The following is a 24411-nucleotide window of genomic DNA, read 5'->3' on the forward strand; positions in this document are numbered from 1 at the left end:
GTGGGATGGATGCTGCGGCACGGGAATCTCCATGAATCGGGGGAGGAGGCGGCTTAGGTGAGGCGGGCCAGCACGGTGCGGCCGTGGGTCTTGAGGGCGAGGTCGTCCTGCTCGTGTCCACGCACCAGGGCGGTGACGGCTTCGATCGCGCCGAAGGACTCCAACAGCCGCTGCTCGGTGTCGTTCAGCGGCTGTCCGTATCCGGCGAAGAACGCCGTTCGGAGGTTCGGGACGGCCTGCCATCGGCGGAACTCGAGCCGGGCGAAGTCGCGGATGCGGGCGTCGCGCCGCATGTGCTCGAAGTCGCACAGCCCGAAGGCGTCGCCGAGGAGCCAGTTCCGCGGCTGGTAGTCGAGGTGGCATACGGCGCTGTCCATGAGCGTGTTCGCCAGGACGTCCGCGTTGTGGTTCAGGCGGTCGCGTTCGACCTTGGAGATGAGGCCGGCCCGGTCTGCGCGGGCGATCCAGTCGCGCAGCCGTTGGGCGAGTTCCGTGCCGACGGCGCCGGTACGCGGCACCGCACTGGAGTGGTGCAGCTTGCCCAGCACGCGTCCGGCCTCGTAGTGGGCCTGCTCCTCCTCGGGGGACCCCGGTGTGACCGTGTCCGCCCGTACGCCGGGGACAGCGGTGAGAAGCAGGGTGCATGTTGCGTCCTGTCGGCCGACCACGTGGGGGACGTGGCCGATCAGGTGGGTCCCCCAGGCGAGATAGGCGTGCAGCTCGCGGGCGTACCGGTCGCGTTCGCTGTGCTGCTTGGCGAAGAACTCGTTGCCGTCGGCGTTGACCAGGCGCAGGACGCGGGGCGGGAGAGCCGGATCGTGCACGACACGGACCGCTCCGAGCGCGCCTCGGGCCAGTTTCAGGCGCGGGTCGTCGTAGATCGTGATCACGAGGCGGCCTCCTGCGATAAGGCGACCAGGTGCTCGGTGTCGTTGTGGCGGTCGAGCATCCACCTTCTCTGCCCGAGGCGGTTGAGGTGGCGCTGCCAGCGAGTGATGGAGCCGTGGGAGACCGTGAATCCGGCCGAAGAGCCGGGAGGGATCCCCAGGAGCTGGGTGTGCGCGGCGATCACGGTCTCGCCGTGCGCGGCGAACAGAACGCGCTCGCCTTCGTGCCGGTCGATGAGCTCGTGCAGGAAGCGGCCAGCCCGCTCCAGGTATCCGTTCCAGGTGTCGGATCCGGTGGCCCAGGGCTTGTCGGGATGAGCGTGCGGCCCTCCGTCGGCGGCGGTCTTCACTTCGGCCCAGGGCAGACCGTCGGCGGCGCCGTGGACGGGGCCCTCGAGGCGGCCGTCGGTGGACATGCGGATTCGGAGGGCCTGGCTGATGATCTCGGCGGTCTGGCGCAGGCGGATGCGCGGGCCGGCGTACAGCGCGTCGAAGGGCTTGTCGCGGTGCTCGGCGGCCAGTCGGAACGCGAGCCGTTCAACCTGGGCGTATCCGCGGTTGGTCAGCCCGGTGCAAGTGCGTGGGCCGCCGACCAGTCCGTCGATGTTGCACTGGGCTTCGCCGTGGCGGACGAAGACGAGTTCGGTGGTGATCATGTGGATCCTCGAGGGCGGGGTCGGTGCGGCCAGCTGTAGCGGTAGCCGTTGCGCCCGGCGTACGGAGCGGTCAGGACGGCGTGCAGGGAGAGGAAGTCGTCGAGCCGGTCGCGATCTGTGGTGGCGAGTCGGGGGTCGTGGCGCTCGGCTGCCTCGTTGTAGGCGCGTAGGGCGGAGTCGATGGCTGGGGTAGGCAGAGGCCCGTACGTCAGGGCAAGCGTCGCGATCAGCTTCGCCAGGTCGTACCCCATCGGCGCCAGCGTGAGGTCGTCGGTGTCGACCGTGTAGACGTCGAGGGCCTCGGTGAGGATGAAGTTCCGTGGGTTGCTGTCCTTGTAGAAGGCGGTCGGCCCCTCGGCGGTCTTCTCCAGCAGGGTCAGCATCGCGTGGAGGGCGCCCCGGTCCGGCAGGTATCCCTGCTCCAGTCGTCTTCGCAGGGCGGTCTGCCGGGGACCGAGGTAGTCGCCGAAGGCGATGCCGTCCCGGAATCGGTGCGGCGTGTTCAGGGAGGACGGTCGGAGGTCGGTGGTCCAGGCGGCTCCGTGGGCGTCGCCCAGCAGCGTGGCCAGGGCCAGCAGATCCTCGGGCCGGGCGGGGCGGCCGTCGACCCACTCGTACGTAAGACTCGTCGGCCCGACAACCGTCAGCGTCGGCAGCCGCAGCGGACGTGCGTGCTCGGCGAGCCAGGCGTGATGGCGGGCTGCCGCGGCCACCAGGCCAGGAGCCTCGTAGCGCTTGGTGAAATACCGGGGCCTCATTTCCGTCCTCCCCGTGACTGGGCGAGCACGAAGGTGACGAGGGACGTGGTGGTGATGGGCCGGTCCGGCAGGAGCTCGTGCAGGGTCGCCGCGAGCGCGTCCGCGTTTGCCGTAGAGGCCTGGGGCGAGGTCGTACTTCGGGTTGGTGGCGAGGTACTCGGCGACGTGGTCGTGGCCGTCGAAGATGAAGCTGTGCTCTTCGTGCTCCACGGCGAGTACGTCGAGTGACACGGCGGCCAGGTCGGCGAGGTTGCCGCTGTGCGCCGAGACGTACAGGCTCTCGTGCTGCTCGGCCCGCGGGTCGAGGCCGGCGGCAGCGACCAGCTGGTCCATCTCCCGGTAGCTGTCGAGGCCCTTCGTGACGAACACGGCCAGACCGCCGGGAGCGAGCGCCCGGCCGATCTCCGCGACCGCTGACTGCGGGCGCGGCGAGTGATACAGGCAGAACGCCGCGACGACGACATCACATGACCCGGCGGACACGGGGAGACGGTGGAAGTCGCCCTGGCGGAAGATCACCGAGAGGCCGCGCAGTTGCCGGGCTCGCAGGCGAGCTTGCTCAAGCAGGGCCGACGCGGCGTCGAGGCCGATAACGCGCCGGGGACGGAGTTCCTTGGCGAGGGTCAGGCTGCTCATTCCGCGACCGCAGCCGAGGTCCAGGACCAGGCCGAGGCGATCCGGTCGCTCGTGGTGGTCGCGCACCAGCCCGACGATCGTGTCCGGTACAGGGCGCCCGGAGGTCTTCGCCCGCATCAGCGCGCTGGACCGGCCGGCCAGCCGAGAGGCGTGGCCGTACAGCTCCGCCTGCCGCGTGGGGTCCAGGAAGGGGTTGATGCCGCTCATGCCGCACGCTCCCCTTGGGGGAGCGGCAGGCTCAGCGGTGCTCGGCGGCGACCTTTCGCAGCCAGCGGCGCGTCTGCCGCCGGCTGGACAGCAGCACCACGTCGGCACGGCCAGAGGCGAACTCGCCGATCTTGGCCATGACCCGCGGGCGCATCTTGCGGCGGTACGTCGCCACGTACTTGATCACGCCCCAGTGGATGCGGTTGTGCACGCCGTTGCCCTTGTGCCCGGCCCCGTGCCGGATCTGCCGGGAGAACATCCCGTACAGTGCGGCCACGGTCGAGACGTCCATCAGGACCACGGTGTCGCAGGCTTCGAGCCGGATCTGCAACGTGGAGTTGTAGTTCCCGTCGATCACCCACCTCGGCTGGGCGACCAGCTCCCGCTGCAGGTCGGCGAACTCCTCCATGGGCAGCTCGTTCCACTCGTCGTCGTAGAACGCGGCGTCCAGGTGCGTCACCGGGGCGTCGAGGATCCTGCCCAGCTCGCGTGCCAGGTACGACTTGCCGCTGCCTCCGCAGCCGACGATGGCGACCTTCTTCATGGTGCTCCAGCGTAGAGGTGCTTGGGTGCCCGGTCGGACCGGCCGCCTGGGCACGTTCGGATGATCCAGACGAGGTGGCCTGGCTGCTCAGCTGCATCAGGCCGCTCCGCGTTCCAGCGCGACGACGGGCTCGACGGCCGTGTCCAGGACCGCTTCCAGCGCGTCGACCTGTCGGCTCAGGCGGAACAGGTCCAGGCGGTCCAGGCAGGCCGCGATCAGGTCCGCGTGCTGCTGGGTGCCGGCGATCCGCTGGAGGTGGCTCAGCCGCTCGATCACCTCGCCGCCAGAGCGGACGATCAGCTCCTCGGGTACGAAGCGGTCGGCGTGCACGATGTCGGCAGGGGCGAGCGGGAGGCAGCCAGCGAGCACGGCCTCGAAGATCCGCTGCGTCATCTGCCCGACGGCGGCGTACCGCTCCGGCAACATGAGCACGGTCGCCAGCGACCTGCCGTACACACCGTGGACCGCCTCGAAGGGGAGCCTGCCGAGGAACCGGACGTGGGGCCAACGGCCGGTCCTGGTCCACTTGCCTCCGACCAGGTGATCGAAGCGCGCGGCGGCCGGCGCGAAGAAGCGGTCGAAGTGCTCGTCGCGGTCGTACTGGTTGCCGACGTACCCGAGGACTAGGTCACGGGGCCTCTTGGCGAGCGCGACCGGGTCCGCCCCGGCGAGCAGGCGGTCGTCGGCGGGGAAGAGCAGGCGGTGAGCCCCAGGCGTCGGTTCGAGGGCGGCCTCGCAGACGGTGGCTTGGGGAACGCGCCGCCATACGCTCTCCGTCCGGAGCTTGCGGTCCTTGTCCCAGATCACGGTCGGCGTCTTCCTGCGCACGGTGTACCGGGTGACCAGTTCGGCCTGGCGATGCAGGTCGCAGGTGTGGCCTTCGGCACCGCACGGGGTCGTGTTGCGTCCCTCGATCGCCCAGCGCCACTCCAGGAACAGAGCGTCGATGTCCGGGCTGCCGCTGTCGAAGGTGTAGGCGTTGTCCAGGTCGTCGCCGGCCTCGATCAGGTCGCGGTTGGCCTGCAAGCAGACGATCTCGTGGCCGCGGTCGATGAGAGCGTCGATCAAGGGGCGGCGGTGGCTGCGCCCCCCGTCCGGTGTGTCCGTGATCCCGCTGCCAAGGAAACCCCAGAAGCTGTACCCGATCCTCACTTGGTGATCCACCGCCCTTCCAGCAGCAGGGCGTCCAGCCCCGAGTTGGCCAGGCAATCGATCGCCATCTCCGGTGTCCCGCAGATCGGCTTCCCCTTCACGTTCAGCGAGGTGTTGATCAGCACCGGCACGCCCGTGCGCCGGGCAAAGGCGCTGAGGACCTCGTGCATGAACGGGTTCTGCGAGCGCGTGACGGTCTGCAGGCGGGAGGTTCCGTTCGCGTGCACGATGGCCGGCACCAGCTCGCGCGCCTTGCCGGTGACCCCGGACGCCATCGACATGTACGGCGCCTCCTGGTTGAGGGTGAAGAACTCCGCGGCGCGCTCGGCCAGCACCATGGGGGCGAAGGGACGGAACGACTCCCGGAACTTCACCGTGGCGTTCAGCCGCTCGATGACGCCCGGCTCCCTCGGGGAGGCGAGGATCGAGCGGTTGCCCAGGGCGCGGGGGCCGGCCTCGACCCGTCCTTGGAAGAGCCCGACGATCAGACCGTTGGCGAGCTGTTCGGCGAGGAACTCGGCGGCTTGGCCGCCCAGCGCCTTCTCCTGGAGGCCGGGCCACGGTGTGAGGTCGAGGGCGGTTCCCTCGAAGGACGGGCCGAGGTAGCAGGCCCGGGTGACGTCGGATACGGGCTGTCGGGCGTGGCCATCGTGGTGTACGGCGATGGCCGCGCCGATCGCGGTGCCGGCGTCGCCCGGGGCGGGCGGCACGAAGACCTCGTCGAACACGCCGGCCTCGATGATGCGGCCGATGCTCACGCAGTTCGTGGCGACGCCGCCTCCGACGCACAGGCGGCGGGAGCCGGTGACGGTCCGCGCTCGGCGGGCCAGGTGCAGCATCACCTGCTCGGTGCGCTCCTGGAGGGCCGCGGCCAGGTCCCGGTGCACGTCGCGCAGCGGTTCGCTGGGGTGGCGTTCGGGGCAGGTCTCTTCGATGAAGCGCCGGGTGGTCCTCGGGTAGCCCGAAGTCAGCACACGCGGGGGAAAGTAGAGCGGGTCGATGGCGAAGCCGGTGGGGGTGACGCGGATGGCCCGGGTGAAGAGTTTCCGGAATCGCGCGGGGTCGCCGAGCGCGGCGAGCGCCATCACGGTGCCTTCCTCGTCACCGCGGCGCCACCCGAGGTGCTCGGTGACCGCGCCGTACACGTACCCGAGGGAGGCGGGATCGTTGATCGCCTCCAGGGTGCGGGTGCGTGGACGGAGCGCGTCGTGGCCGCGGGCGATGGTCGTGGTCTGCCGCTCGCCGAGGCTGTCGACGACGAGTACAGCGGACTCGTTCCACCCGGAGGCGGCGAAGGCGGCCAGCTGGTGGGCCCGGTGGTGCAGGACGGGGGAGACGCGTGCGGCGGGGAACCGTCGGCTGATGTCGCGGACACGGATCTGGGTGCGCATCGCCACCTTGGCGAAGCCCCGGGCTCGCGGCACCGCCCGGTCACGCGTGTTCGGTGAGAGCCCCAGACGCAGCGCGGCCGGGGATTCGACCAGGTAGCGGGCGGGTTGGAAGTTGTAGGCCACGGCGTCGATGTCGGTGGCGGACAGCCCGGCCTCGCCGAGCAGCCACTCGACGGCGTGGCGCGGGTAGTCCTTGGTGTGCTTCTTCTGGGACAGCCGCTCCTCCTCGACGAAGCCGATGAGCTGCCCGTCGACGAGCAGCGCGGCGGCGGAGTCGTGGGTGTACGAGCACAGGCCGAGAATGACCGAGGGCGCCTGGTCCACGGCCGCCGTCACCGCGCACCGGCAGAGGTGCGCACGGACGAGGTCGTGGAGCGACGGTTCAGCTCGTCGTACCAGGCGGTCATGGCCTGGCCGAGCGGTCCATCGATCTTGCCGGCCAGGTCAGTCGCCTGCTCCCGCTGGTCGCCCTTCCAGAGCTGGTAGCTGCGCAGGGTCTCGGACATGGTGTCCCACCCGGCGTGCCCGGTCACGTCCCGCCCCCTGACCTGATGGAGGAGGTTGTCGAACCCCTCCCAGGACGTGGTGAGGTCCGGCATGTCGGGGCTCGCGACGATCGAGGTCAACTCCTCCGCTTGGTCGAGGTGGTTCTCGTAGATGTGCAGCGACCCGACGTGGTGGTGGAAGTCGCCCAGCTCGGCGCCGATCCACCCGGCCACCAGCTCGTGCAGGACCGTGTAGAAGAACAGGTCGTACGGCATGCCGATCCACACGTCCTGGCCGCGCATCGTCGTCGACATGTGCAGGCGGCCGTCACGCAGGTAGAAGCGGAAGCCCAGCGTGCAGGGCACGTCCTTGTGCCCCGCCGCGTCCCGGGCCGGGTCGTAGAGCTGGATCAGGGCCCGGCGGGAATCCGGGTCCTGCTTGAGGATCTCCACGACGCGGGCCAGCTGGTCCACCGTGCCCGCCCACTTCCGCATCCGCGGTCCGTAGGCGCCGCGCAGGACCCCGTCGTCCGCGTACTGTCGGAGCTTTGTGTTGTAGTCGAAGATCCAGGGCTCGTCGGAGCCGGAGAGGATCCAGACGGTCTCGGCCACTGCGAACGCGGGGTTCAGGATCCTGGCCGGCGGCGCGTACAGCAGGCGGGCCCGCGGCCGGGTCAGCCGCATGCGAACGTCGAGGACCTCACGAGTGGCCATGCCACGCGGGCTCACGCTCTCACCAGACTTGGCCAGGGTGACGGCACCGACGAAGAGTTCGGCGATGCTGTCGGCGGTCAGGGATGTCATAGGGCGGAAACTCCTTCGTTGTGGACGTGGTCGAGCTGATTTCCGGACGCGCGACGGACGATGAGTCGCGCGACGAGAGCGGCGCTGTCGCCGCCCCAGCGGCACACCGCGTCAGTCGACGCGGGCTCGGCGGCCGTAAGCGGATTGAGGAGTGCGGACAGCCCGTTGGCGACGTCCTCAGCCGTGCTGCAGCGTCGCGCGAGGCCGTGGGCCGTGAGCCCGAGCGTGCGATCGTCGGCGGTGCCGATCTCCAGGACAGGCACGCCCAAGAGGGCAGCTTCGATGCCGCACGTCGAATAGGCGCTTGCCACGACGTCGGCGCCGGCGAGACAACCCCGGGCACCTACCTGTGGATCGGCGAGGGCCACGAGCGGCCTTCCGTCCCGCGGCATGAGCGAGGCGAAGACATCCGGGCTCTGCGCCGGGTGCGGGGCAATGACCAGTCCCCATTCGCCCTCGGCCTTCCACATCCCGTCCAGGAGGAGGTCGGCGTGGGCTTTGAGCCGGTCGGGACCGAAGGGCTGGCAGGCCCAGACCATGATCCGGTCGGGGCTCCGCCCGGATCCGGGGACCAGCAGCTTCTCGAGGTACTGCCTTTGGGCTTCTCGCCCGAAGCCGGCGAGGACGTCGAAGCGGGGCTGCCCCAGCACGTGGACCTCGGCGTCCGGGTGCCGCGCCCACGCCTTGGCGAGCGGGGCATCGCGATCGCCCATGACGACGATGTCCCGGCTGTGCAGCGCGGGCCACGCGACCGACTCCGCAGTCCAGGCCCCGTGTTGTACGTGGACCGTGTTCACGTCTTTGAGGTCGGCCAGGTGGACGGCGAGTGCGCCGACGGGGCTGGTGTCGTTGCTTACGAGCAGCGTGTGTGGGCGAGATGCCTGCATGACACCGCTCAGCCACGTCTCCAGACGGACCACGGAGCGCCACGACGGCTGGGTACATCCCCCGCTTGTCTCCAGCAGCACGGCCAGGAGACGGACCAGACGCGAGAGCCGGACGACGTGTTCCTTCACCTGGACGACGTGCTCGTCGTCCCACAGCTGCAGGCGCCCCACGGCTCCGGACAGAGCGAAGAGGCCAGCGGGAGGCGTAACGAGCCGAATGCCCTCGACGGCTGGGGTGTCGCAGCATTGCGCCGGGTCCGTGGCGAGATCGACGAGGAGACTCGTCCGGCCACCACCTGCCAGGTCTTCGAGTACCGGCAGCAGAGTGGCCGCATGGCGGGAAGACCACGAGAGCGCGACGACGCCGGTGCGCGGCAGCGCCGACGGGGAAGGGCTCGGCACCGCGGCTTTGACGCGCGACGGCTGCAGGTCGTGCAGCTGCGCCGTACGGAACGGGTTGTACAACGCGGTTGCCCCGAGTAGATACGCGATGCCGGACCACGTGACGGTGTAGGCGCGGTACTCCCGGGAACTGCTCTCGCGCAGCCCGACGAGTCCCTCGTGCGGAGCGATCTTCAGCGGGCCGGGCGCCTTCCTGAACGGCTCCCAGGCGCTGAGGGCCATCAGCTTGCGTACGACGTGAGCCACCAGGCGCCGGACCGGTACGTGCTGCACGTACAGCCACCCGGCCCCGCCCGGCGTCGTCCTGAGATAGGCCCCGTACCACTGGAGTGCGTCCAGGACACGCTCGACCAGGGCTTCGTGCTCCTGGGTGTCCAGGGGCAGAGTCTCCAGCTCGCTCGTGGTGATCCCGTCGGATGCCAGAGTCGCGAACGAGGCTTCACCGACCAGTGCCCACGCGGGCTGTCCGTCGATGTCGGCCCGCGCCAGACCATGGACATGGCGAGAGGGCGTGGTCACAACAGACCCCCTTCGAGGAAGGGGCCCGGGGAAAGGAGCCTCAGCAGGTCCTTCGGGGACTCGGCAACCACGGGGGAGGGGGCACCCGGGCAGCCGTACCCCCAGGCCGCGTGGACGTACGGAACTCCGGCGCGGCGGGCGGCTTCCTGGTCGACCGCCATGTCGCCCACGTACGCGGCGTCGGCGGGGTCGACACCCAGGTCGATCAAGGCGAGGAGAACCGGGTCCGGCGAGGGCTTGCCGCGCCCACCACCGTTCGGCGTACGCACCGTGGAGAACGGGCAGCCGAGGCGGGCCAAGAGGGGGGTGGCCCGGTCAAGGGGCTTGGACGTGACGATGCCGAGGAGCCAGCCGGCGGCGACGAAGGCGTGAAGAACCTCCGCGATACCGTCGAACTCGCGCGCACGGTAGGCCGCCGCGATCGACGCCGCGTCATACGTACGGTGAAGCCGCTCGGACTCGGCGAACCCGAGACGCTCCATGATGTCGCCGAACGGTCGGCCGAGGTGGCGCTCGTACTCCTCGAACGGTACGTCGAGACCGTGCTCGTTCAGGACTTGCTGCCATGCGCACTCCATCACCGGGCGGGTGTCGAGGAGCACGCCGTCGAGGTCGAGCAGCAGCGCCTTCAGAGGCAAGGGCGAGGGCGGGAGCAGGGTGGACATGAGGTATCTCCGGTGGAGTGGATCAGGGGGCGATGGAGCTCTCGGGGCGCTTCACGAAGGCGAGCACCCGCTTGCCGCTGCCGTCCTTCTTGGGACAGGCGGTCCAGACGTCAGCCAGGGCGGATACGAGGAGCAGGCCACGTCCGCCGGTCGAGTAGAGGGAGGCGATCCGCGGGACGGGGGGCTCCGGGGAGTTGTCCTCCACCTCGATCCCCACGACGTCAGCCTGAAAGGCGAGCGTCAGCGTGATCTCGTCAACGTTCCTGTCCGCCGCACTCGGCCAGTTGTCAGGTTCGGCAGGCAGGCGACCGTGCTGCTCGGCGTTTGTCGTGAGCTCGCTGACGATCAGCACGGTTTCGTCCAGGAGGTCTTCGACTCCCCAGGCAATCAGGGCCGCGCGAGTGAAGGAGCGGGCGCGACTCGGCGCCAGCTCATCCGCGGGCAGTGTGAGACTCGTCCGATGCTCGAGGGCGTCGATCACGCTGCCCAGACTTCCGATTCGTTCCATGATCGCCTTCTCACGGGTCGTACCTCAGCCCTTGAGGGGAAGCGCCCGGTTGTCGCGTCGCAGCGCGCGAACCGGCCGCCCGCTTCTCCGCAATGAGCGAATGAGGGCCTCGGCATGCGTCGTTCGGATACGGTGTGATCAGCTCGTACCGACGATGAAAACGGCCGGGCAGCCTCGCCGGGAGACTTCGCATGGAGCCCCGTGCGCTGGCCCCTCTGGCCCCATCCAGCTGCAGGCGGAGCCGTCGAAAGCACCCGCAAGGCGGGCAGGAGTTCACGAGGGGGAGGCATGGGGCAGCAGCCGAGTGAGCTGACGCCGGACGCCAGCCCGTGGCACCGATGGGGCTACGAATTACGCCAGTTCCGGGAAGCTCGCGGCCTGTCGCAGCAGGCACTTGCCCGCAAGGCCCTGATCGACCGCTCCCATCTGGGGCGGTTCGAGCGTGCCGAACGCCCCGTCCCCCGCCAAGCCGCAGTTGCGCTCGACGAGGCCCTCGACGCTGCCGGGGCGTTGGTTCGCCTCTGGGACTGGGCCGAGGGGGCACAGCCCCAGGTGCATCCCGCCTCCGTGTCCAGAACCGTGACACAGGTCCATGGGGCCAATGCGTGGAGTCATGGAGCCAGCGCCCCAGAGGTCCTGGCCTTCGGGGCGTTCGGGCAGGCAGGCTCAGTCGACGACGACACGGACACGGTCGTCGTCCCTGCCCGAATCCACGGAAGGATCCTCTTCGTGCCCGTTCCTCGTCGTGTCGTTCTCGCCTCCGGGCTCGCCGGCCTTGCAGCTACCGCGCTCCCGGGCCCGACAGTGGCGACCGCGACCGAGGTCGCCGACATGGGATCCCCCGTCGAGCACTTCGCACGCCTTCGCCGTGTGATGATCCAAGCCGACAACCTCATGGGCCCCCGGCACGTGCTGCCCGCGCTGGAGCAGCAGCTTGTCGCGCTTGCCGCGCGGCGTCGGGCAGCCCGCGGTGCTGACGCGGCCGACCTTCTGGCCCTGGAGACGCGGTACGAGGAGCTGGCCGGCTGGTTCGCCCAGGACATCGGTGACGATCGCGCCGCATACGGCCATACGGCGAAGGCGCTCGACGCCTCCCATATCACCGGCGACACCGATCTCACCACGTACATCCTCGCTCGCAAGGCCCAGCTCGCTGTTGATACCGGCCATCCCGCCGACGGCCTGGGCCTCGCCGCTGCCGCCCGGCGCACAGCCCGGCCGGGCAGCCGGCTCGAAGTCATCGCCGTCCTCCACGAGGCGCACGCGCACGCGATACTCGGCGAAGGCACCGAAGCCCATCGCGCATACGAGACCGCCCTCACCCTGCTGGGCCGTGCGGACGTCGACGGAGTCTGGGGCTCGTGGCTCGATGAGGCGTACATCAGGACTGCCCGTGCCCGTTCCCTTGCCGCACTCGGGGACTACGAGCGGGCCGCCGTCGGCTTCGACAGCGCGATCGCGGCGCTGCCGGCGATGTATCGGCGCGACCGAGGGGTCTACCTGGCCCGGGCAGCGCGTGCCCACGCGGGCACCGGGAACATGACGCTGGCAGCCAGGATCGGTACGCAGGCTGTTGGGATCGCGGCCGAGACCGGGTCCGCCCGGATCATCGGCCAGCTGGGTCGGCTGGACCTGGCGCTTGCCCCTGCGGCGGGTGACGAAGGCGTTGCCGAGTTCCGGGCCGCGCTCGACCGCATCGTGCTACACCCTGCTTGATCTGCTCACCCTTGGAGTTCTCCGTGTCTCGCCCTTACGTTCTTCTGTCCGCTGCGGTCTCCATCGACGGCTTCCTCGACACCCGCCCCGGTGAAGACCGGCTCATGCTGTCCAACAAGGAGGACTTCGACCGCGTCGACTCCGTCCGCGCCTCCGTTGACGCGATCCTCGTCGGCGCCGGCACCCTCCGCGCCGACAACCCCCGCCTCCTCGTGAACTCCGAGGAGCGCCGCGCGGCCCGGGTCGCCGCCGGCCGGCCGGAGTACCCGTTGAAGGTCACGATCACCGGCACCGGGGACCTGGACCCGAACTGGAGGTTCTGGCATCACGGAGGAGAGAAGCTCGTACTCGCCGTCGGCCAGGAAGCCGGTAGGAAGGCGCGGGCGGCGCTCGGTGACCTGGCCGAGATCGTCGTCGTCCCCACCGAGCACACCTGGCCCGTCGCGTTGGACGTACTCGGTGGGGCCCACGGGATCCACCGCCTCATGGTCGAGGGCGGCGGCACCATCCACACCCAACTCCTCGAGCAAGCACTCGCCGACGAGCTCCACCTCGTCATCGCCCCGCTCCTCGTCGGCCAGCCCGACGCCGTCCGCATGCTCGGCCCCGCCCACTACCTCGGAGGCCCCACTAGCCGCCTTCGACTCCTGGAGACCCGGCAGATCGGCGATGTGGTACTCCTGCGTTACGCCCCCAAGGACATCTCGACGGAGCCCCGATGAGCACCATCCCTCCCCCTGCGAGCGCGCCAGGCGCCGACCGCGAGCCCAACGCCGCTGACCGGGCGTGGCTCGCGCTCGCCTGCCAGCTCGCCACCCTGTGCCCGCCCTCGACGACCGCGTTTTCCGTCGGCGCGGTTATCGTTGCCGCCGACGGCACCGAGCTCGCCCGCGGCTACTCTCGCGAGCACGACCCGCTCGACCACGCCGAGGAGGCCGCGCTCGCCAAGCTCCCGGCCGGCGACCCGCGGCTGGGCAACGCCACGATCTACAGCTCCCTCGAACCCTGCGCCAAGAGGGCCTCTCGGCCCCAGCCGTGTGCCCGGCTCATCCGCTACGCCGGGATCCGTCGCGTCGTCACCGCTTGGCGGGAGCCCGATACGTTCGTGCTCGGCGCCGACGGCACTGAGCTCCTCGAGGATGCCGGCATCACTGTCTTGGAGCTTCCGGAACTCGCCGAATCCGCCCAGGCGCCCAACCAGCACCTGCTCTGAAGAACGGCCATGAAACGTGGCGCCCGACTGGCCGCGCTCCGGTGCGTGGCTGGACGCGCGCGCGGTGAGCTCTGTGCGAGCCTCATGACCGGCGGGATTACAGCGGTGGCCGGCGAAGTGCGGGCCGTCGCGAGGCCAGAGCCATCGTCGAGCGTCGGCGGCGACTTCCTACGGGTAACGCTCGCGAGAAGCCTGCCTATGGGATGTCCTCGTCGCGTTCCTGGACGAGACCCAGCTCCGCATTGGTGAACGGGCCGCCGAGGTCGGGCATGGCGAAGAGCCCGGCGCCCGTGCTCTCGACGAACCTGACGAACCGGTCGGCAGGCCTGTACAGCTGTTCCTTTTCGAGCGTGGTGCGGCAGGCGCGGCAGCGCCAAGGCCGCCGGAGAGTGGTCCACTGTGCCCGGGTGCACGCCGGGCAGTTCACGAAGTACGTCGATGGTCCGAAGGGAGTTTCCCAGTTCGCGTAACCCCATCGTGGCCGGTGGCCGCTCTCATTCCACTCAGTAGGCAGAGCCGGCCTGCCGATGAGGACGAACTCGCCGCCGGGCCACCGGCAACCGCAGGTGCCCTCGCATTGGCAAGCGCGAGTACGGGCCAGCTCCTTGGTCTTCTCTGTACGCGGTATACCCGGACCCTTGACCTCGATCCATGTGCCGAGCTCGGGAAGCCAGAAGTCCGGGAGGTAGAGAGCGCCGGAGTCCAGGGCGATGGTCTCAGGCTCGTACTGCCATGCGATGTCGTTGCCGTCGAGGGTCGCGGCCCAGTCGGCTTCGAGCCGGGACCGGAATGTGGTGTCGCCATAGCGCGTCGGTTTCGCGTCGATGGACGGGCCGGGGCCGTCTGTTTCGTTGATCACACAGGGCTCCTGTTCAAACGTAGGCGACCGGTGCCGATGCCACTGGTGGGCGTGTTCCATGGAGAGGTGAAGGGTCGTGGTCGGTCGGGCCGGGCCACGCCTCGTCTCAGCGTTCGCCGTGGGGCGCGCGGGACTCGAGGTCCGCGATGATCTCGGACCAGATCTCTGTCGCCTCGTTCGGCATTTTGGCCGACGCGGTCTTCACGGCATCGATGATCTCTGCGTGACTCTGCTGGAACATCAGCGACCAGGAGGCTGCCGCCAGCACGGTGGAAAGATCAGCGAGGACGCGAGCGGGCGCGGAGTGGTGCTGGAGAAGCTCGGCTGCGCAGTCAGCACTGGCAGGAGCGTACGCGTGGGCTTGGCCATCCGCGTTGATGAACAACCCATGCACCACTCCCTCCCGGTAGGAGTCCGGCCACCTGTCGGGGTGAAGCGCGCAGGCGCGAATGCCGTCAATGCGGACGGTGAAGGTCTCATTGACCGCCTGTTGTCCGACAGCGACGCCAAGACGATGTTGTTCCGGTTGCTCGAGCCCTGGGATGTTGGCCGCCTCCAGGCGGACCGCAAGGTCACCACTGTAAAAAACGGAGCCGTTCTGCAGGTCATTCACCAGAGGGGCAACCGTACCGAGGAGCACACTCTTGAGCCGGGCCATGGCCCAGCGCACCCACAGGAGTGCCGCGTGGACCGATGTGTCGACCACTTCGTCCGTGATGTTGTGGACGACGGCGCGACCATGGCCCGTTCCGTAGGCATTGCGCAGCTCGCGCAGCTGAGCCGCCATCTTCCTGGCGTACTCGGGTATCTGGCGCAGGGGGTGGTTTCCAGGAACCGCCGGCCCGATGACATGCTCGATGACCTTGTGCGCCGCCGCCTGCACCTTCGTGTAGTCGTCGCCATCAGCTACGACACGGCCGTAGGAAACGAGCGCTACCCGGGCGACGCTCTCGACCAGTTCCTTCGCCGATCCGACGATCAAGGGACGATCGTCGGCCGCGGCGGCGGCAGACAAGCGACGGTAAGCGTCGCCAACCGCTTCCCCCTGGTCGTCCTGGATCCCTTGCGCACGGGGCAGTGGCTCTTGCAGCAGATTCCTGATCACTTCGCGATTCTCGCGCGCCCGTCACGTTGAGCGCACCATGATTGCCCGCAGTTACCCGGTCCGCTCTGGGACGTCGTGGCGGCGGCGTCAGGATCCCGTACGGCTACGGAGAAATCGGGGGAACCGGTGTCCAGCGTCAACCACTCGCTGGTCGCGGAGGGCCTGGGGGCGCCATTCCCGAGCGCGGAGGATCAATGGTGCCGGGGTGCGTACATGATGACCGCCATGCCGACGAGGCAGATGACGGCCCCGCCCATGTCCCAGCGGTCGGGGCGGTACCCGTCGGCGATCATTCCCCAGGCCAGGGAGCCGGCTACGAACACACCGCCGTACGCGGCGAGGATGCGGCCGAAGTTCGCGTCGGGCTGGAGGGTGGCCACAAAGCCGTAGATACCCAGGGCGACGATGCCCAGACCGACCCAGACCGCGCCTTTGTTCTCCCGGATGCCCTGCCACACCAGCCAGGCACCGCCGATCTCGAAGAGGGCGGCGACGACGAACAGGACGACGGAGCGGGCTACCAGCATGGCGGGACGATTCTCTTCTCTGAGGCGTACGGTGGGTCAGGGCGTCGGCGCGAACAGCTCGGCCAGTATTGTCGCGCCTTCCTCGGGCGAGCGGATCTCCACCCGCATCGCACCGCCGTCGAGATGGATGCGGAAGTCGTAGAAGGGGCAGCACTGCTGCTCGGCGACTGCAAGCTCGGTGAAGGCGCCGGCGCGTTCGACGGGCAGGGTCAGACGCACCCCGTCGTCGATGGGTTCGACGGTGCTCCCGGACAGTACGAGATGCCAGCGTTCGGTCCGCTCCATGAGCGAGGAAGCTGTCAGGCTGCAGGCTACGGGGGCTGAACGCCAGCGTGCGGAGTCCTCAGCGGGTGCCGTCCCGCTCTCGGTCTTGTCGGCCACGCCCTGCTCCACGCTCGTGCGCACGTCGCAGGCGGGATCGCACGGGCCTTCGCGAGAGGGGAGTCCGTCGAGATGCTCGACCACTCTGCGCAGAGTGGTGATGAAGGTGCCCAGGCCGGCGATGTGCTCTTCGGCGTCGCCGATGCGCGACTGCAGGCGGGAACGCAGCTCTGTCCTGACGTCGGCGCAGTCTCCGCCTTCCCGGACCTTCAGAAGGTCTGCGATCTCCTCGAGGGGAAGGCCGAGCTGCTTGGCCGTGGTGATGAAGGAAAGCCGCTCCACCGCATCTTCGTCGTAGATCCGGTATCCGCTGGCGGTCCGCTCCGCCTGGAGGAGACCGAATTTCTCGTAGAACCGCAGTGTGCTGGCGCGCACGCCGGTGCGCTCGGCCAGCTGGGAGATCAGCATGGTGCTCACGAGACAAACGGTAGACCTTCAAGTCGTCTCGAAGGTCAAATCCAGGCACCGGAAATTGAGCCGTACGTGCCGTCATCTGCGGCTTTCCCTGCTCGGCTGGTTTGCTCAGCCGCAGCTCGGAGGGTCTGCGCGGGAGGGATCTCCCTGTGATCGACGCGCCCGTCTGTCGCGGCGCCGGACGAGCATGCAGGAGCAGGCGAGGGTGACGAGGGCGATCGTGAAGAGAATGCGGGCGACGGCATCGTCCGCGGTCGTCGCGGCGCCGGCGAGGATCGCGGTGGCCGCAGCGGCGGTGAGGAGGAGGACGACGACGGCGAGGCTGGGCTGCGAGGCGCGTTTGGGCATGATTCCGCCTTTGGCCGGCTGTGCTCGGGCGGGCTTTGTCTTCGTGGCGGGCGGGCAGGTGCTGCCAGTGCGCCGGGGATTGAGTGCCGCGGTCAGCCCGGCCCGCGGACGCGAAGGTCCACGGAGTCGGTTGCGTGGCGCAGCAGCGTGGTCATCTCCTGGCGGAGTTCTCGGAGCAGGGCCATCTCGGTGTCCAACGTGCCGAGGTGTCGGCGCAGCAGGCTCTCCGTCAGGGGACCTGGTGCACCGTCGCGTACGGACAGCAGCTCGGTGATCTCAGCCAGGCTCAGGCCCAGCCGCTGAGCGGACCGAATGAAGCGCAGGCGGTCGAGAACCGCTTCGTCGAAGCGGCGATGGCTTCCGCGGGCTCTGTCGTGTGCGGTGAGGAGGCCCATGCGGTGGTAGTAGCGCACGGCACTGGCGCTGAGTCCGGAGCGGGCGGCGACGTCGGCGACCGTCAGGAGATGCGTCACGGTGTGTCGCTCACTCCCCTTGAGGAGGAAGGTCCTTGATCCACTGGGGGTCCGCACTGACCACGCCGACCTGGGAGGCGCCGCCGGGCGAGCCGAGGGTCACGAAGAACTCCTCGTTCGCCTGGACGTATTCCTTCCACTGCTCGGGCACGTCGTCCTCGTAGAAGATGGCCTCGACCGGGCAGACCGGCTCGCACGCTCCGCAGTCGACGCACTCGTCGGGATGGATGTACAGCATCCTCTCCCCCTCGTAGATGCAGTCCACGGGGCACTCCTCGATGCACGCCCGGTCCTTAATGTCGACGCAGGGCTGAGCGATGATGTAGGTCACTTGGGTTGTCCTTTTCAACCGGCTGAAGGCGATCAAGGGAGGCGGCGGACGCGGGATGGGGGTCCGCGTCCGCCGGGCACTGCGTTTGACGGTTCTTGCCGCCGGGCCGACCTGATGCAAGGAAGTGCCGCATCATCAGGCCAGAGCGGGGGTACACACAGGGGCTCTGACCCAGGGGAGGTCATGGCTCCAGGAGGGACATCCCCGCTCGCGTGTCAGCAGCCGCAGTCCGAGTCCTTGCCGGCCTTGCCCACGCTCACCTTCGCGGTCTCCTTCTCGGCCTTCTTGGCGCCGTTGGGCATCTTGACGGCACGGCCGATGGCCATCGCCTCGATGAACTCCCACGCTCCCGGCATCTTGGTCTCGTCGAGGTCGACAACCTCCAGCGAGGACTGCGCCAGGGTGTCGAGCGTCGGCCGGTTGCAGTGGCACTCGTTGCCGAACCAGTACCAGCCGAGCTGCACGAAGTCCTGACGGCGCGCGATCCTCGGGTCGCGGTTGCGCACGTGCTCCAGGAACAGGTACTGGCCGCCGGGCTTGAGGACCCGCTCGATCTCCCGCAGGGCGGTGTCGGGGTCGGGCACCGTACAGAGGATCATCGCCGCCGCGACGGTGTCGAAGCTGTCGTCGGGGAACGGCAGGCGCTCGGCGCCGGCCACCGTCAGCTGGATGCGCCGCGGGTCGTTGCGGACCTTCTCCTCCAGCTTGGCCACCATCGGCGGGTAGGGCTCGGTGAGTATCAGCTCGTCGACCGCGTCCGGGTAGTGCGGCAGGTTGAGGCCGGTACCCGTGCCCAGCTCGATCGTGCGCCCGTATGCCGGTGCCAGCATCTGGGCCCGCTTCTCCGCCAGGCCGTGCTTCTCCACGTGGGACAGGAACTTGTCGTACATCCCGGCGAAGACGTACTTGCCCCATGTTGCGTTGTAGGCCTTCTTCAGAAGATTAGCCACGTCACTCCCTCAGAGCAGTCACTTTTGCTCCCCAGCGCGGGGAGCTCTTAAACAGAGCGCTTGTCGATGCGTTGCCGTGCGCACTTTCGAGGGCCTAGCAGAGTGCCTCAAGAGATCATGTCCATATGCTGGCTACCGCGAAAGTGAACGCTCCGCGCAAGTCGCACGAAACGCCCTTTGCCCGTGAGCAGGGCAAGGCAGCTTTGCCCTTTCTGTCTGGAGCTGAGGCCTGGATGGCTGATCTCTCGGACGGTAGTGTTGCCGTTGAAGTCAGCTTCAAGTCAACACTCTCGGGGGAGTCAATGGACGACGCGTTGCTGTCGATAAGCGAGGTCTCGCGGAGGGCGGGTATAGCCACTTCGGCCTTGCGGTACTACGAGCGATGTGGCTTGATCCCTGAGGGTGTGAAGCTGGCCGGCCGCAGGCACTATCCGCCCGCTGTCCTGCACCGTCTGTCGGCGATCAAGATCTGTCAGAGGATCGGGTTCAGCCTCACGGAGATCTCCGCGCTGCTGCAGGGCAACGGAGTCGGCGGTGGCGTGTGGCGCCACGTGGCCACGGTCCGCCGATCGGAGGTCGAGCGCGAGATCGAAGCCCTGAACGGCCTGCTTCGGCTCATCGACCAGACCCTGGACTGCGAGTGCCTGACCCTGTGCGACTGTCCGCACATGGGCCCCGATGGCCCGCTGGCGACCGACTCCCAGGTCGATGGCCAGGACGACTGCTGCGCGCTGGATCCGAGGCCCTCTCAGGTGTCGGGCGTGTGACACCCGCCCGGGCCGGCGCCCCTGCTGCTGAAGCGCCGGCCCAGAGGTGTCTGTCCAGTGTTACCACGGCCCTTGTGCAGGGGATTTTGCCTCTCATTTAAGGAAACCGGAGCGTCATATTCCCCTCGCGATCCGACGGTATGCCGATCCGTCGCGATTGTTTTCAGCCATCATGTTCCAGCCAAGTGGCGATATGGTTGCGCAGCCGATCGTCGTGGTCTAGCTTTCTGGACCGTCGAGCGCTGCCGCCGTGACGTGTCACGGATTTGTTGAGTCATCGTTTTCGCGATGCTTTGAATCACTCGTTGCTGTTGCCGTGCAGAGTGAGCGCGCTGCTTTCTTCCGTGCCTGTTCCAGAATCACCGCCGCCAAATAGTTGACGGTTTCATTACCGTCCAGTCCGGCTGGAGCAACAAATTGCTCGGAGACAGATCTGAAACCGTGCTGCCCAAAACGGGTGCACCTATCACAGGAGCGGAAACACCGCTTTTCCCGGGCCGCAGCGGCCTGCCCATCACCTCGTCCTGGCTGACTGCGGTCCTGGTCGCCACGGGGGGCTCACTCATGGTCGTCGTGTCCCTGGGGGCGATGGCCGCGGAACTCGGCAACGTGTCGATCTGGGTATGGATCGTCACGGCCGCGGTGGGTGGCGCACAATGCCTGCTGATCGCCGAACTCGCCTCCCGCTTCCCCGAACGGGCCGGCGGCACGGCCCAGTTCGCCTACCGCGTCCGCGCGCAGGGCTCTCCCACTATGGGCGCCCTCTCCGCCTGGTGCTACTGGTTCGCCTGGACCCCGGGTATCGCGGTCAACCTGATCCTCGCCGCGACCTTCCTCAGGGACCAGTGGCTGCCGGGAGTCTCTCCCGTCGTACTGGCGCTCGCGATCGCCGCGGTCCTCTACTTCATCACCGCGCTGGGACTGAAGCTCTCCACGGTGATCAACGGTGTGCTGGCCCTCGTCGCGGTGGCCGTCGTCCTGGTGGTCGTCCTGTGTCCGGTGGCACGCCCGCACTCGAGTGATCTCTCGCAGGCGTTCCCCTCGGTGCTGCCGGCGGAAACCGGAGCCAAGGACGGGTTCTGGGCGCAGCTGGCACTCATCGCGAAGTGGAGCTTCGTCGCCACCTGGTCCTCCTACGCCGCCGAGATGGCTTCCACGGTGTGCGCGGAGATCCGGCAGCCCGAACGCACCATGAAGCGGGTGATGTCGACATCGGCCATCATCTGTTTCGTCGCCTTCGGCGCCGTGCCGATCGCGATGTTCGCACTCTCGGGCGTCGACGGCATCCAGGCCGACCCCTTCGAGGTCTTCGCCCACGCGGGCAACGTCCTGCTGGGTTCCACGGGCGAGATCTTCGTACAGCTCGGTCTGACCGCAGTCCTCATCCTCGGAGCCGAGACCTTCATCATCGGCTCGTCCCGGACCATCTACCAGATGGCGCAGGACGGCCACCTTCCCTCCGCCTTCGGCAAGATCAACAAGCGCGGAGCGCCGGTCGGCTCCATCGCCTGGGACGCGGTGGTCATCGGACTGCTGCTGATCGTCTTCGGCACCAACGTGGTCGACGTCGTGGCCGCTGCCAACTTCGGTTACCTGGCGGTGTTCGTCCTCCTGCCCATCGCCTACCTCATGATGCGCAAGCATCCGGCCGGCCGACCCGGCAGCTTCCGCCTGGGCCGGTATGCCAGACCCTTGGCCGTGGTCCTGTGCGCGGTGAACGTGGTGCTCCTGGTCTTCGGGGGGACTCAGTGGGGCGGGTCCGTCCTGCTGATCGGTGTGTGCGTCAGCCTCGTGATCCTGCCGATCTCCTACTTCACCCGCCGGTGGCGCGCCAAGACGGCTCCGTCCGCATCGAGGGAGCCCGAGCTTGCTCCCTGACCACGGGCCGAGCGCGCGACCGGAGACTCCCGTGCCCGAGGGCGACCTCTGCTTCAGCGACTTTCTCCCGCAGGGCATCGACGCCGTCGCGCGAGGGGGGATCGCGCACAGCCAGGGGCAGCTGTCCTCGGCCCTGCGCACCGTCCATCAAGAGCTCCTGAGGGAGTTCCTCAACACGGGCCGCGGACCGAGGGTCGGGTGGGTGCGCCGGCTCACTCTGCGGCACGGACTCGACCCCGGCCCTGCCATCAGGGCACTGGCCGACGCGGACCTCGTGCACCTCAACTCCGCTTGTGACCGGGTCGAGATCGCCTATCCGCTGTCCGCCGTGCCCTCCCCGCACCGGGTGACCATCCAGGGTGGGCCGCCGCTGACCGCCATGTGCGCGATCGATGCCCTCGGCATTCCGCTCATGGCCGGCACCGCCGCCACGATCGTCTCCCACGACCCAGGCACCGGTCAGCAGATCAGTGTCAGACGAGAACCCGACGGTAGCTGGCACTTCGAACCGGCCGGCACGGTCGTGGTGCTCGCCACTGTCGAGTGCAGCGGTCCGATCGCCAAGGCCTGCCAGCACACCGAGTTCCACGCCGCACCCGAACTGGGCGAGCGCCACTTGACCGGGAATCCGCAACGGCAGGGTCTGGTGTTGACCCAAGCCCAGGCGCTGGCCGTCGCGGAGACCGAATTCGGCCTTCTGCTGGCGACAACCGGCAGTTGATCCCTTGGGCCGCCGGCCCGCCTCACGGCCGGGGCCCGGGCCTGCCGTCACCGCAGCGCCTGCGCCCCGGCCGCAGCGGCCCCTGGCTTTCGACCCGCCCCCGAGCGACCGAACCGCACCCTGCGGTCGTCGCCGACTTCGACGAATACCGGAGATCCATCGTGTCCACCACGCACACAGAGCAGGCGCCGGACGACGCCCGCCTGCAATCCCTCAACGGGATCGACTTCGCTGTCGCCGACCTGGCCCTGGCCGAGTTCGGCCGCAAGGAGATCCAGCTCGCAGAGCACGAGATGCCCGGCCTGATGGCCCTGCGAGCCGAGTACGCCGATACCCGCCCCCTGCAGGGCGCCCGTGTCTCCGGCTCCCTGCACATGACCGTCCAGACGGCCGTCCTCATCGAGACCCTGGTCGCCCTGGGTGCCGAGGTCCGCTGGGCCTCCTGCAACATCTTCTCCACCCAGGACCACGCGGCGGCCGCCGTCGTGGTCGGGCCCGACGGCACCCCCGAGGCGCCGACGGGCGTACCCGTGTTCGCCTGGAAGGGAGAGACCCTCCAGGAGTACTGGTGGTGCACCGAGAAGATGTTGACCTGGCCCGACGGGCAGGGTGCCAACATGGTCCTCGACGACGGCGGCGACGCGACGATGCTGGTTCACAAGGGCGCCGAGTACGAGCGTCTCGGGCGCGTTCCCGAGACCCAGGAGACCGACTCCGAGGAGTGGGCCACCGTACTGGACCTGCTCCGGACCTCGCTCGCAGCCGCGCCGGACAAGTGGACGGCGATCGGGTCACGGATTCTCGGGGTGACCGAGGAGACCACCACGGGTGTCATGCGGCTGGAGCGGATGGCGGCGGGCGGCGAGCTGCTGTGGCCGGCCATCAATGTCAACGACTCCGTGACCAAGTCGAAGTTCGACAACAAGTACGGCATCCGTCACTCCCTCATCGACGGCATCAACCGCGGAACCGACGTCCTGATCGGCGGCAAGGTCGCCGTGGTCTGCGGTTACGGTGACGTGGGCAAGGGTGCCGCGGAGTCGCTGTCGGGCCAGGGCGCCCGCGTCATCGTCACCGAGATCGACCCCATCTGTGCCCTGCAGGCGGTGATGGACGGCTACCAGGTGGCCCGGCTGCAGTCCGTGCTGTCGATCGCCGACATCGTGATCACGACCACGGGCAACAAGGACGTGGTCATGGCCGAGGACATGGCGCAGATGAAGCACCAGGCGGTCCTCGGCAACATCGGACACTTCGACAACGAGCTGGACATGGCGGGACTGGCCCGCTACCCGGGCGTCCGCAGGAACCCGATCAAGCCGCAGGTGGACGAGTGGGTCTTCCCGGACGGACACTCGGTCATCGTGCTGTCCGAGGGCCGTCTGCTCAACCTCGGGAATGCCACGGGCCATCCGAGCTTTGTGATGTCCAACAGCTTCTCCAACCAGGTGATCGCCCAGGTCGAGTTGTTCACGAAGCACGAGGACTACGAGAGAGGCGTCCACCGACTCGCCAAGCACCTGGACGAGAAGGTCGCCACGATCCACCTCGAGGCGCTCGGCGGTGAGTTGACCACACTCACCAAGGAGCAGGCCGACTACATCGGTGTGGACGTCCAAGGGCCGTTCAAGCCCGAGCTCTATCGCTACTGACCACGTCAGACAGCGGGGCCGGCCCGGAGGACTCCCTCCCGGTCGGCCCCGCGCTGTTCATACGACCAGAACTCACAGGGGGAGAACCGACGTTGACGAACATCGAGGCGAAGGTGCCGAAGCAGAACGGCATGTCCGTCGCTGGGCTGGCCCGTGCAACGGGGACGACCACGGACACCATCCGCTACTACGAACGGCTCGGCTTACTGCCCAAGGCTCCGCGGAACGGCGCGGGCTATCGCCGCTACGGGGACGACGCGATAGACCGCATGAAGTTCATCCAGGGTACGCAGCGGCTCGGCCTGAGCCTGAGCGACATTGGTGACCTGCTCAGCATCCGGGACACGGGCACCTGCCCGTGTGGCGACGCGGCCGTGATCCTGCGCAGGCGCATGGACGAAGTCCGCACCGAGGTCGACCGGCTCACGGCTCTCTTCGACGAGTTGGCGGCGATGGTGGGGCAACTGCCCAGTCAGGAGTGCCCGGACCCAGCCCCCGGCGTATGGAAGCCGCAGTCGGCGGAGTCGGCCTGAAAAACGGTGGCAGCCGGAGCGGACGCTCTCCGGCTGCCACCG

Annotated in this window: 24 protein-coding genes and 1 pseudogene; 7 read left to right on the forward strand and 18 right to left on the reverse strand. The window is 68.6% G+C overall.

What is annotated here, in order from left to right:
* Window positions 1-53: 53 nt before the first annotated feature.
* The 10 genes from ACWEJX_RS00950 to ACWEJX_RS00995 form a co-directional block, all read right to left on the reverse strand.
* Entirely contained in the window at window positions 54-890 is an 837-nt protein-coding gene (locus tag ACWEJX_RS00950) for a phosphotransferase (protein WP_451605417.1), read from the reverse strand.
* Window positions 887-1543 carry a histidine phosphatase family protein gene (locus ACWEJX_RS00955; RefSeq protein WP_451605418.1) on the reverse strand — a complete coding sequence of 219 codons (657 nt, stop codon included), beginning with the start codon at window positions 1541-1543 and terminating at the stop codon, window positions 887-889. The genes ACWEJX_RS00950 and ACWEJX_RS00955 overlap by 4 nt, the downstream gene beginning before the upstream one ends.
* Window positions 1540-3144 (reverse strand): class I SAM-dependent methyltransferase, encoded by a 1605-nt coding sequence (locus tag ACWEJX_RS00960; protein WP_451605419.1) that lies wholly within the window; start codon window positions 3142-3144, stop codon window positions 1540-1542. The genes ACWEJX_RS00955 and ACWEJX_RS00960 overlap by 4 nt, the downstream gene beginning before the upstream one ends.
* Window positions 3145-3175: 31 nt before the next feature.
* Window positions 3176-3688 carry a topology modulation protein gene (locus tag ACWEJX_RS00965; RefSeq protein ID WP_451605420.1) on the reverse strand — a complete coding sequence of 171 codons (513 nt, stop codon included), beginning with the start codon at window positions 3686-3688 and terminating at the stop codon, window positions 3176-3178.
* A 96-nt stretch (window positions 3689-3784) separates the two neighbouring features.
* Window positions 3785-4756, reverse strand: a complete 972-nt coding sequence (locus tag ACWEJX_RS00970; RefSeq protein ID WP_451605421.1) for a glycosyltransferase family protein — start codon at window positions 4754-4756, stop codon at window positions 3785-3787.
* An 80-nt stretch (window positions 4757-4836) separates the two neighbouring features.
* Window positions 4837-6555, reverse strand: a complete 1719-nt coding sequence (locus tag ACWEJX_RS00975; RefSeq protein ID WP_451605422.1) for a carbamoyltransferase family protein — start codon at window positions 6553-6555, stop codon at window positions 4837-4839.
* Window positions 6556-6563: 8 nt separating this feature from the next.
* On the reverse strand, window positions 6564-7520 hold the full coding sequence (locus tag ACWEJX_RS00980; RefSeq protein WP_451605423.1) for a thymidylate synthase: 957 nt from the start codon (window positions 7518-7520) through the stop codon (window positions 6564-6566).
* Entirely contained in the window at window positions 7517-9328 is a 1812-nt protein-coding gene (locus ACWEJX_RS00985; protein ID WP_451605424.1) for a hypothetical protein, read from the reverse strand. Before ACWEJX_RS00985 ends, ACWEJX_RS00980 begins: the two co-directional genes overlap by 4 nt.
* On the reverse strand, window positions 9325-9993 hold the full coding sequence (locus tag ACWEJX_RS00990; RefSeq protein ID WP_451605425.1) for an HAD family hydrolase: 669 nt from the start codon (window positions 9991-9993) through the stop codon (window positions 9325-9327). The genes ACWEJX_RS00985 and ACWEJX_RS00990 overlap by 4 nt, the downstream gene beginning before the upstream one ends.
* A gap of 22 nt (window positions 9994-10015) precedes the next feature.
* Window positions 10016-10501, reverse strand: coding sequence for an ATP-binding protein (locus ACWEJX_RS00995; RefSeq protein WP_451605426.1), 486 nt, complete (start codon window positions 10499-10501; stop codon window positions 10016-10018).
* A gap of 288 nt (window positions 10502-10789) precedes the next feature.
* Here ACWEJX_RS00995 and ACWEJX_RS01000 point away from each other — a divergent pair, with 288 nt between their 5' ends.
* Both ACWEJX_RS01000 and ACWEJX_RS01005 read left to right on the forward strand, forming a co-directional pair.
* On the forward strand, window positions 10790-12217 hold the full coding sequence (locus ACWEJX_RS01000) for a helix-turn-helix domain-containing protein (protein ID WP_451605427.1): 1428 nt from the start codon (window positions 10790-10792) through the stop codon (window positions 12215-12217).
* 23 nt (window positions 12218-12240) lie between these two features.
* Window positions 12241-13430, forward strand: a pseudogene (locus ACWEJX_RS01005) (dihydrofolate reductase family protein).
* Between the two features lie 196 nt (window positions 13431-13626).
* Here ACWEJX_RS01005 and ACWEJX_RS01010 read toward each other — a convergent pair.
* The 8 genes from ACWEJX_RS01010 to ACWEJX_RS01045 all read right to left on the reverse strand — a co-directional run bounded on the left by ACWEJX_RS01010 (window position 13627) and on the right by ACWEJX_RS01045 (window position 18818).
* A complete protein-coding gene (locus ACWEJX_RS01010; RefSeq protein ID WP_451605428.1) occupies window positions 13627-14289 on the reverse strand; it encodes a hypothetical protein in 663 nt (220 codons plus the stop codon).
* A gap of 106 nt (window positions 14290-14395) precedes the next feature.
* Window positions 14396-15394, reverse strand: a complete 999-nt coding sequence (locus ACWEJX_RS01015) for an abortive infection family protein (protein ID WP_451605429.1) — start codon at window positions 15392-15394, stop codon at window positions 14396-14398.
* A 191-nt stretch (window positions 15395-15585) separates the two neighbouring features.
* The gene (locus ACWEJX_RS01020; RefSeq protein ID WP_451605430.1) at window positions 15586-15921 is read right to left on the reverse strand and encodes a YnfA family protein; all 336 of its coding nucleotides are present in this window, start codon (window positions 15919-15921) and stop codon (window positions 15586-15588) included.
* 36 nt (window positions 15922-15957) lie between these two features.
* Entirely contained in the window at window positions 15958-16710 is a 753-nt protein-coding gene (locus tag ACWEJX_RS01025) for a MerR family transcriptional regulator (RefSeq protein WP_451605458.1), read from the reverse strand.
* 114 nt (window positions 16711-16824) lie between these two features.
* Window positions 16825-17064, reverse strand: a complete 240-nt coding sequence (locus tag ACWEJX_RS01030; protein ID WP_451605431.1) for a hypothetical protein — start codon at window positions 17062-17064, stop codon at window positions 16825-16827.
* 92 nt (window positions 17065-17156) lie between these two features.
* Complete coding sequence (locus ACWEJX_RS01035) at window positions 17157-17537, reverse strand: MerR family DNA-binding protein (RefSeq protein WP_451605432.1); 381 nt, start codon at window positions 17535-17537, stop codon at window positions 17157-17159.
* A 10-nt stretch (window positions 17538-17547) separates the two neighbouring features.
* On the reverse strand, window positions 17548-17868 hold the full coding sequence (fdxA, locus tag ACWEJX_RS01040; protein ID WP_451605433.1) for a ferredoxin: 321 nt from the start codon (window positions 17866-17868) through the stop codon (window positions 17548-17550).
* A 215-nt stretch (window positions 17869-18083) separates the two neighbouring features.
* Window positions 18084-18818, reverse strand: coding sequence for a class I SAM-dependent methyltransferase (locus ACWEJX_RS01045; RefSeq protein WP_451605434.1), 735 nt, complete (start codon window positions 18816-18818; stop codon window positions 18084-18086).
* 125 nt (window positions 18819-18943) lie between these two features.
* Between ACWEJX_RS01045 and ACWEJX_RS01050 the strand changes: the two genes are divergently transcribed.
* From ACWEJX_RS01050 to ACWEJX_RS01070, 5 genes are all read left to right on the forward strand, one after another.
* On the forward strand, window positions 18944-19585 hold the full coding sequence (locus ACWEJX_RS01050) for a MerR family transcriptional regulator (RefSeq protein WP_451605435.1): 642 nt from the start codon (window positions 18944-18946) through the stop codon (window positions 19583-19585).
* 441 nt (window positions 19586-20026) lie between these two features.
* The gene (locus ACWEJX_RS01055) at window positions 20027-21463 is read left to right on the forward strand and encodes an APC family permease (RefSeq protein WP_451605436.1); all 1437 of its coding nucleotides are present in this window, start codon (window positions 20027-20029) and stop codon (window positions 21461-21463) included.
* 31 nt (window positions 21464-21494) lie between these two features.
* A complete protein-coding gene (gene merB, locus ACWEJX_RS01060; protein ID WP_451605437.1) occupies window positions 21495-22184 on the forward strand; it encodes an organomercurial lyase in 690 nt (229 codons plus the stop codon).
* A 203-nt stretch (window positions 22185-22387) separates the two neighbouring features.
* Complete coding sequence (gene ahcY / locus ACWEJX_RS01065) at window positions 22388-23836, forward strand: adenosylhomocysteinase (protein WP_451605459.1); 1449 nt, start codon at window positions 22388-22390, stop codon at window positions 23834-23836.
* Between the two features lie 92 nt (window positions 23837-23928).
* Window positions 23929-24369 carry a MerR family transcriptional regulator gene (locus ACWEJX_RS01070; RefSeq protein WP_451605438.1) on the forward strand — a complete coding sequence of 147 codons (441 nt, stop codon included), beginning with the start codon at window positions 23929-23931 and terminating at the stop codon, window positions 24367-24369.
* Window positions 24370-24411: the final 42 nt, after the last annotated feature.

It is taken from the genome of Streptomyces sp. NPDC004788 (genome assembly GCF_053601115.1).

Coding starts and splice junctions, on each gene's coding strand:
- ACWEJX_RS00995 (WP_451605426.1), bottom strand. CDS start 10,501: ATGGAACGAATCGGAAGTCTGGGCAGCGTGATCGACGCCCTCGAGCAT.
- ACWEJX_RS00960 (WP_451605419.1), bottom strand. CDS start 3,144: ATGAGCGGCATCAACCCCTTCCTGGACCCCACGCGGCAGGCGGAGCTG.
- ACWEJX_RS01000 (WP_451605427.1), top strand. CDS start 10,790: ATGGGGCAGCAGCCGAGTGAGCTGACGCCGGACGCCAGCCCGTGGCAC.
- ACWEJX_RS01025 (WP_451605458.1), bottom strand. CDS start 16,710: ATGCTGATCTCCCAGCTGGCCGAGCGCACCGGCGTGCGCGCCAGCACA.
- ACWEJX_RS00990 (WP_451605425.1), bottom strand. CDS start 9,993: ATGTCCACCCTGCTCCCGCCCTCGCCCTTGCCTCTGAAGGCGCTGCTG.
- ACWEJX_RS01030 (WP_451605431.1), bottom strand. CDS start 17,064: ATGCCCAAACGCGCCTCGCAGCCCAGCCTCGCCGTCGTCGTCCTCCTC.
- ACWEJX_RS00980 (WP_451605423.1), bottom strand. CDS start 7,520: ATGACATCCCTGACCGCCGACAGCATCGCCGAACTCTTCGTCGGTGCC.
- ACWEJX_RS01020 (WP_451605430.1), bottom strand. CDS start 15,921: ATGCTGGTAGCCCGCTCCGTCGTCCTGTTCGTCGTCGCCGCCCTCTTC.
- ACWEJX_RS01050 (WP_451605435.1), top strand. CDS start 18,944: ATGCTGGCTACCGCGAAAGTGAACGCTCCGCGCAAGTCGCACGAAACG.
- ACWEJX_RS00965 (WP_451605420.1), bottom strand. CDS start 3,688: ATGAAGAAGGTCGCCATCGTCGGCTGCGGAGGCAGCGGCAAGTCGTAC.
- ACWEJX_RS00955 (WP_451605418.1), bottom strand. CDS start 1,543: ATGATCACCACCGAACTCGTCTTCGTCCGCCACGGCGAAGCCCAGTGC.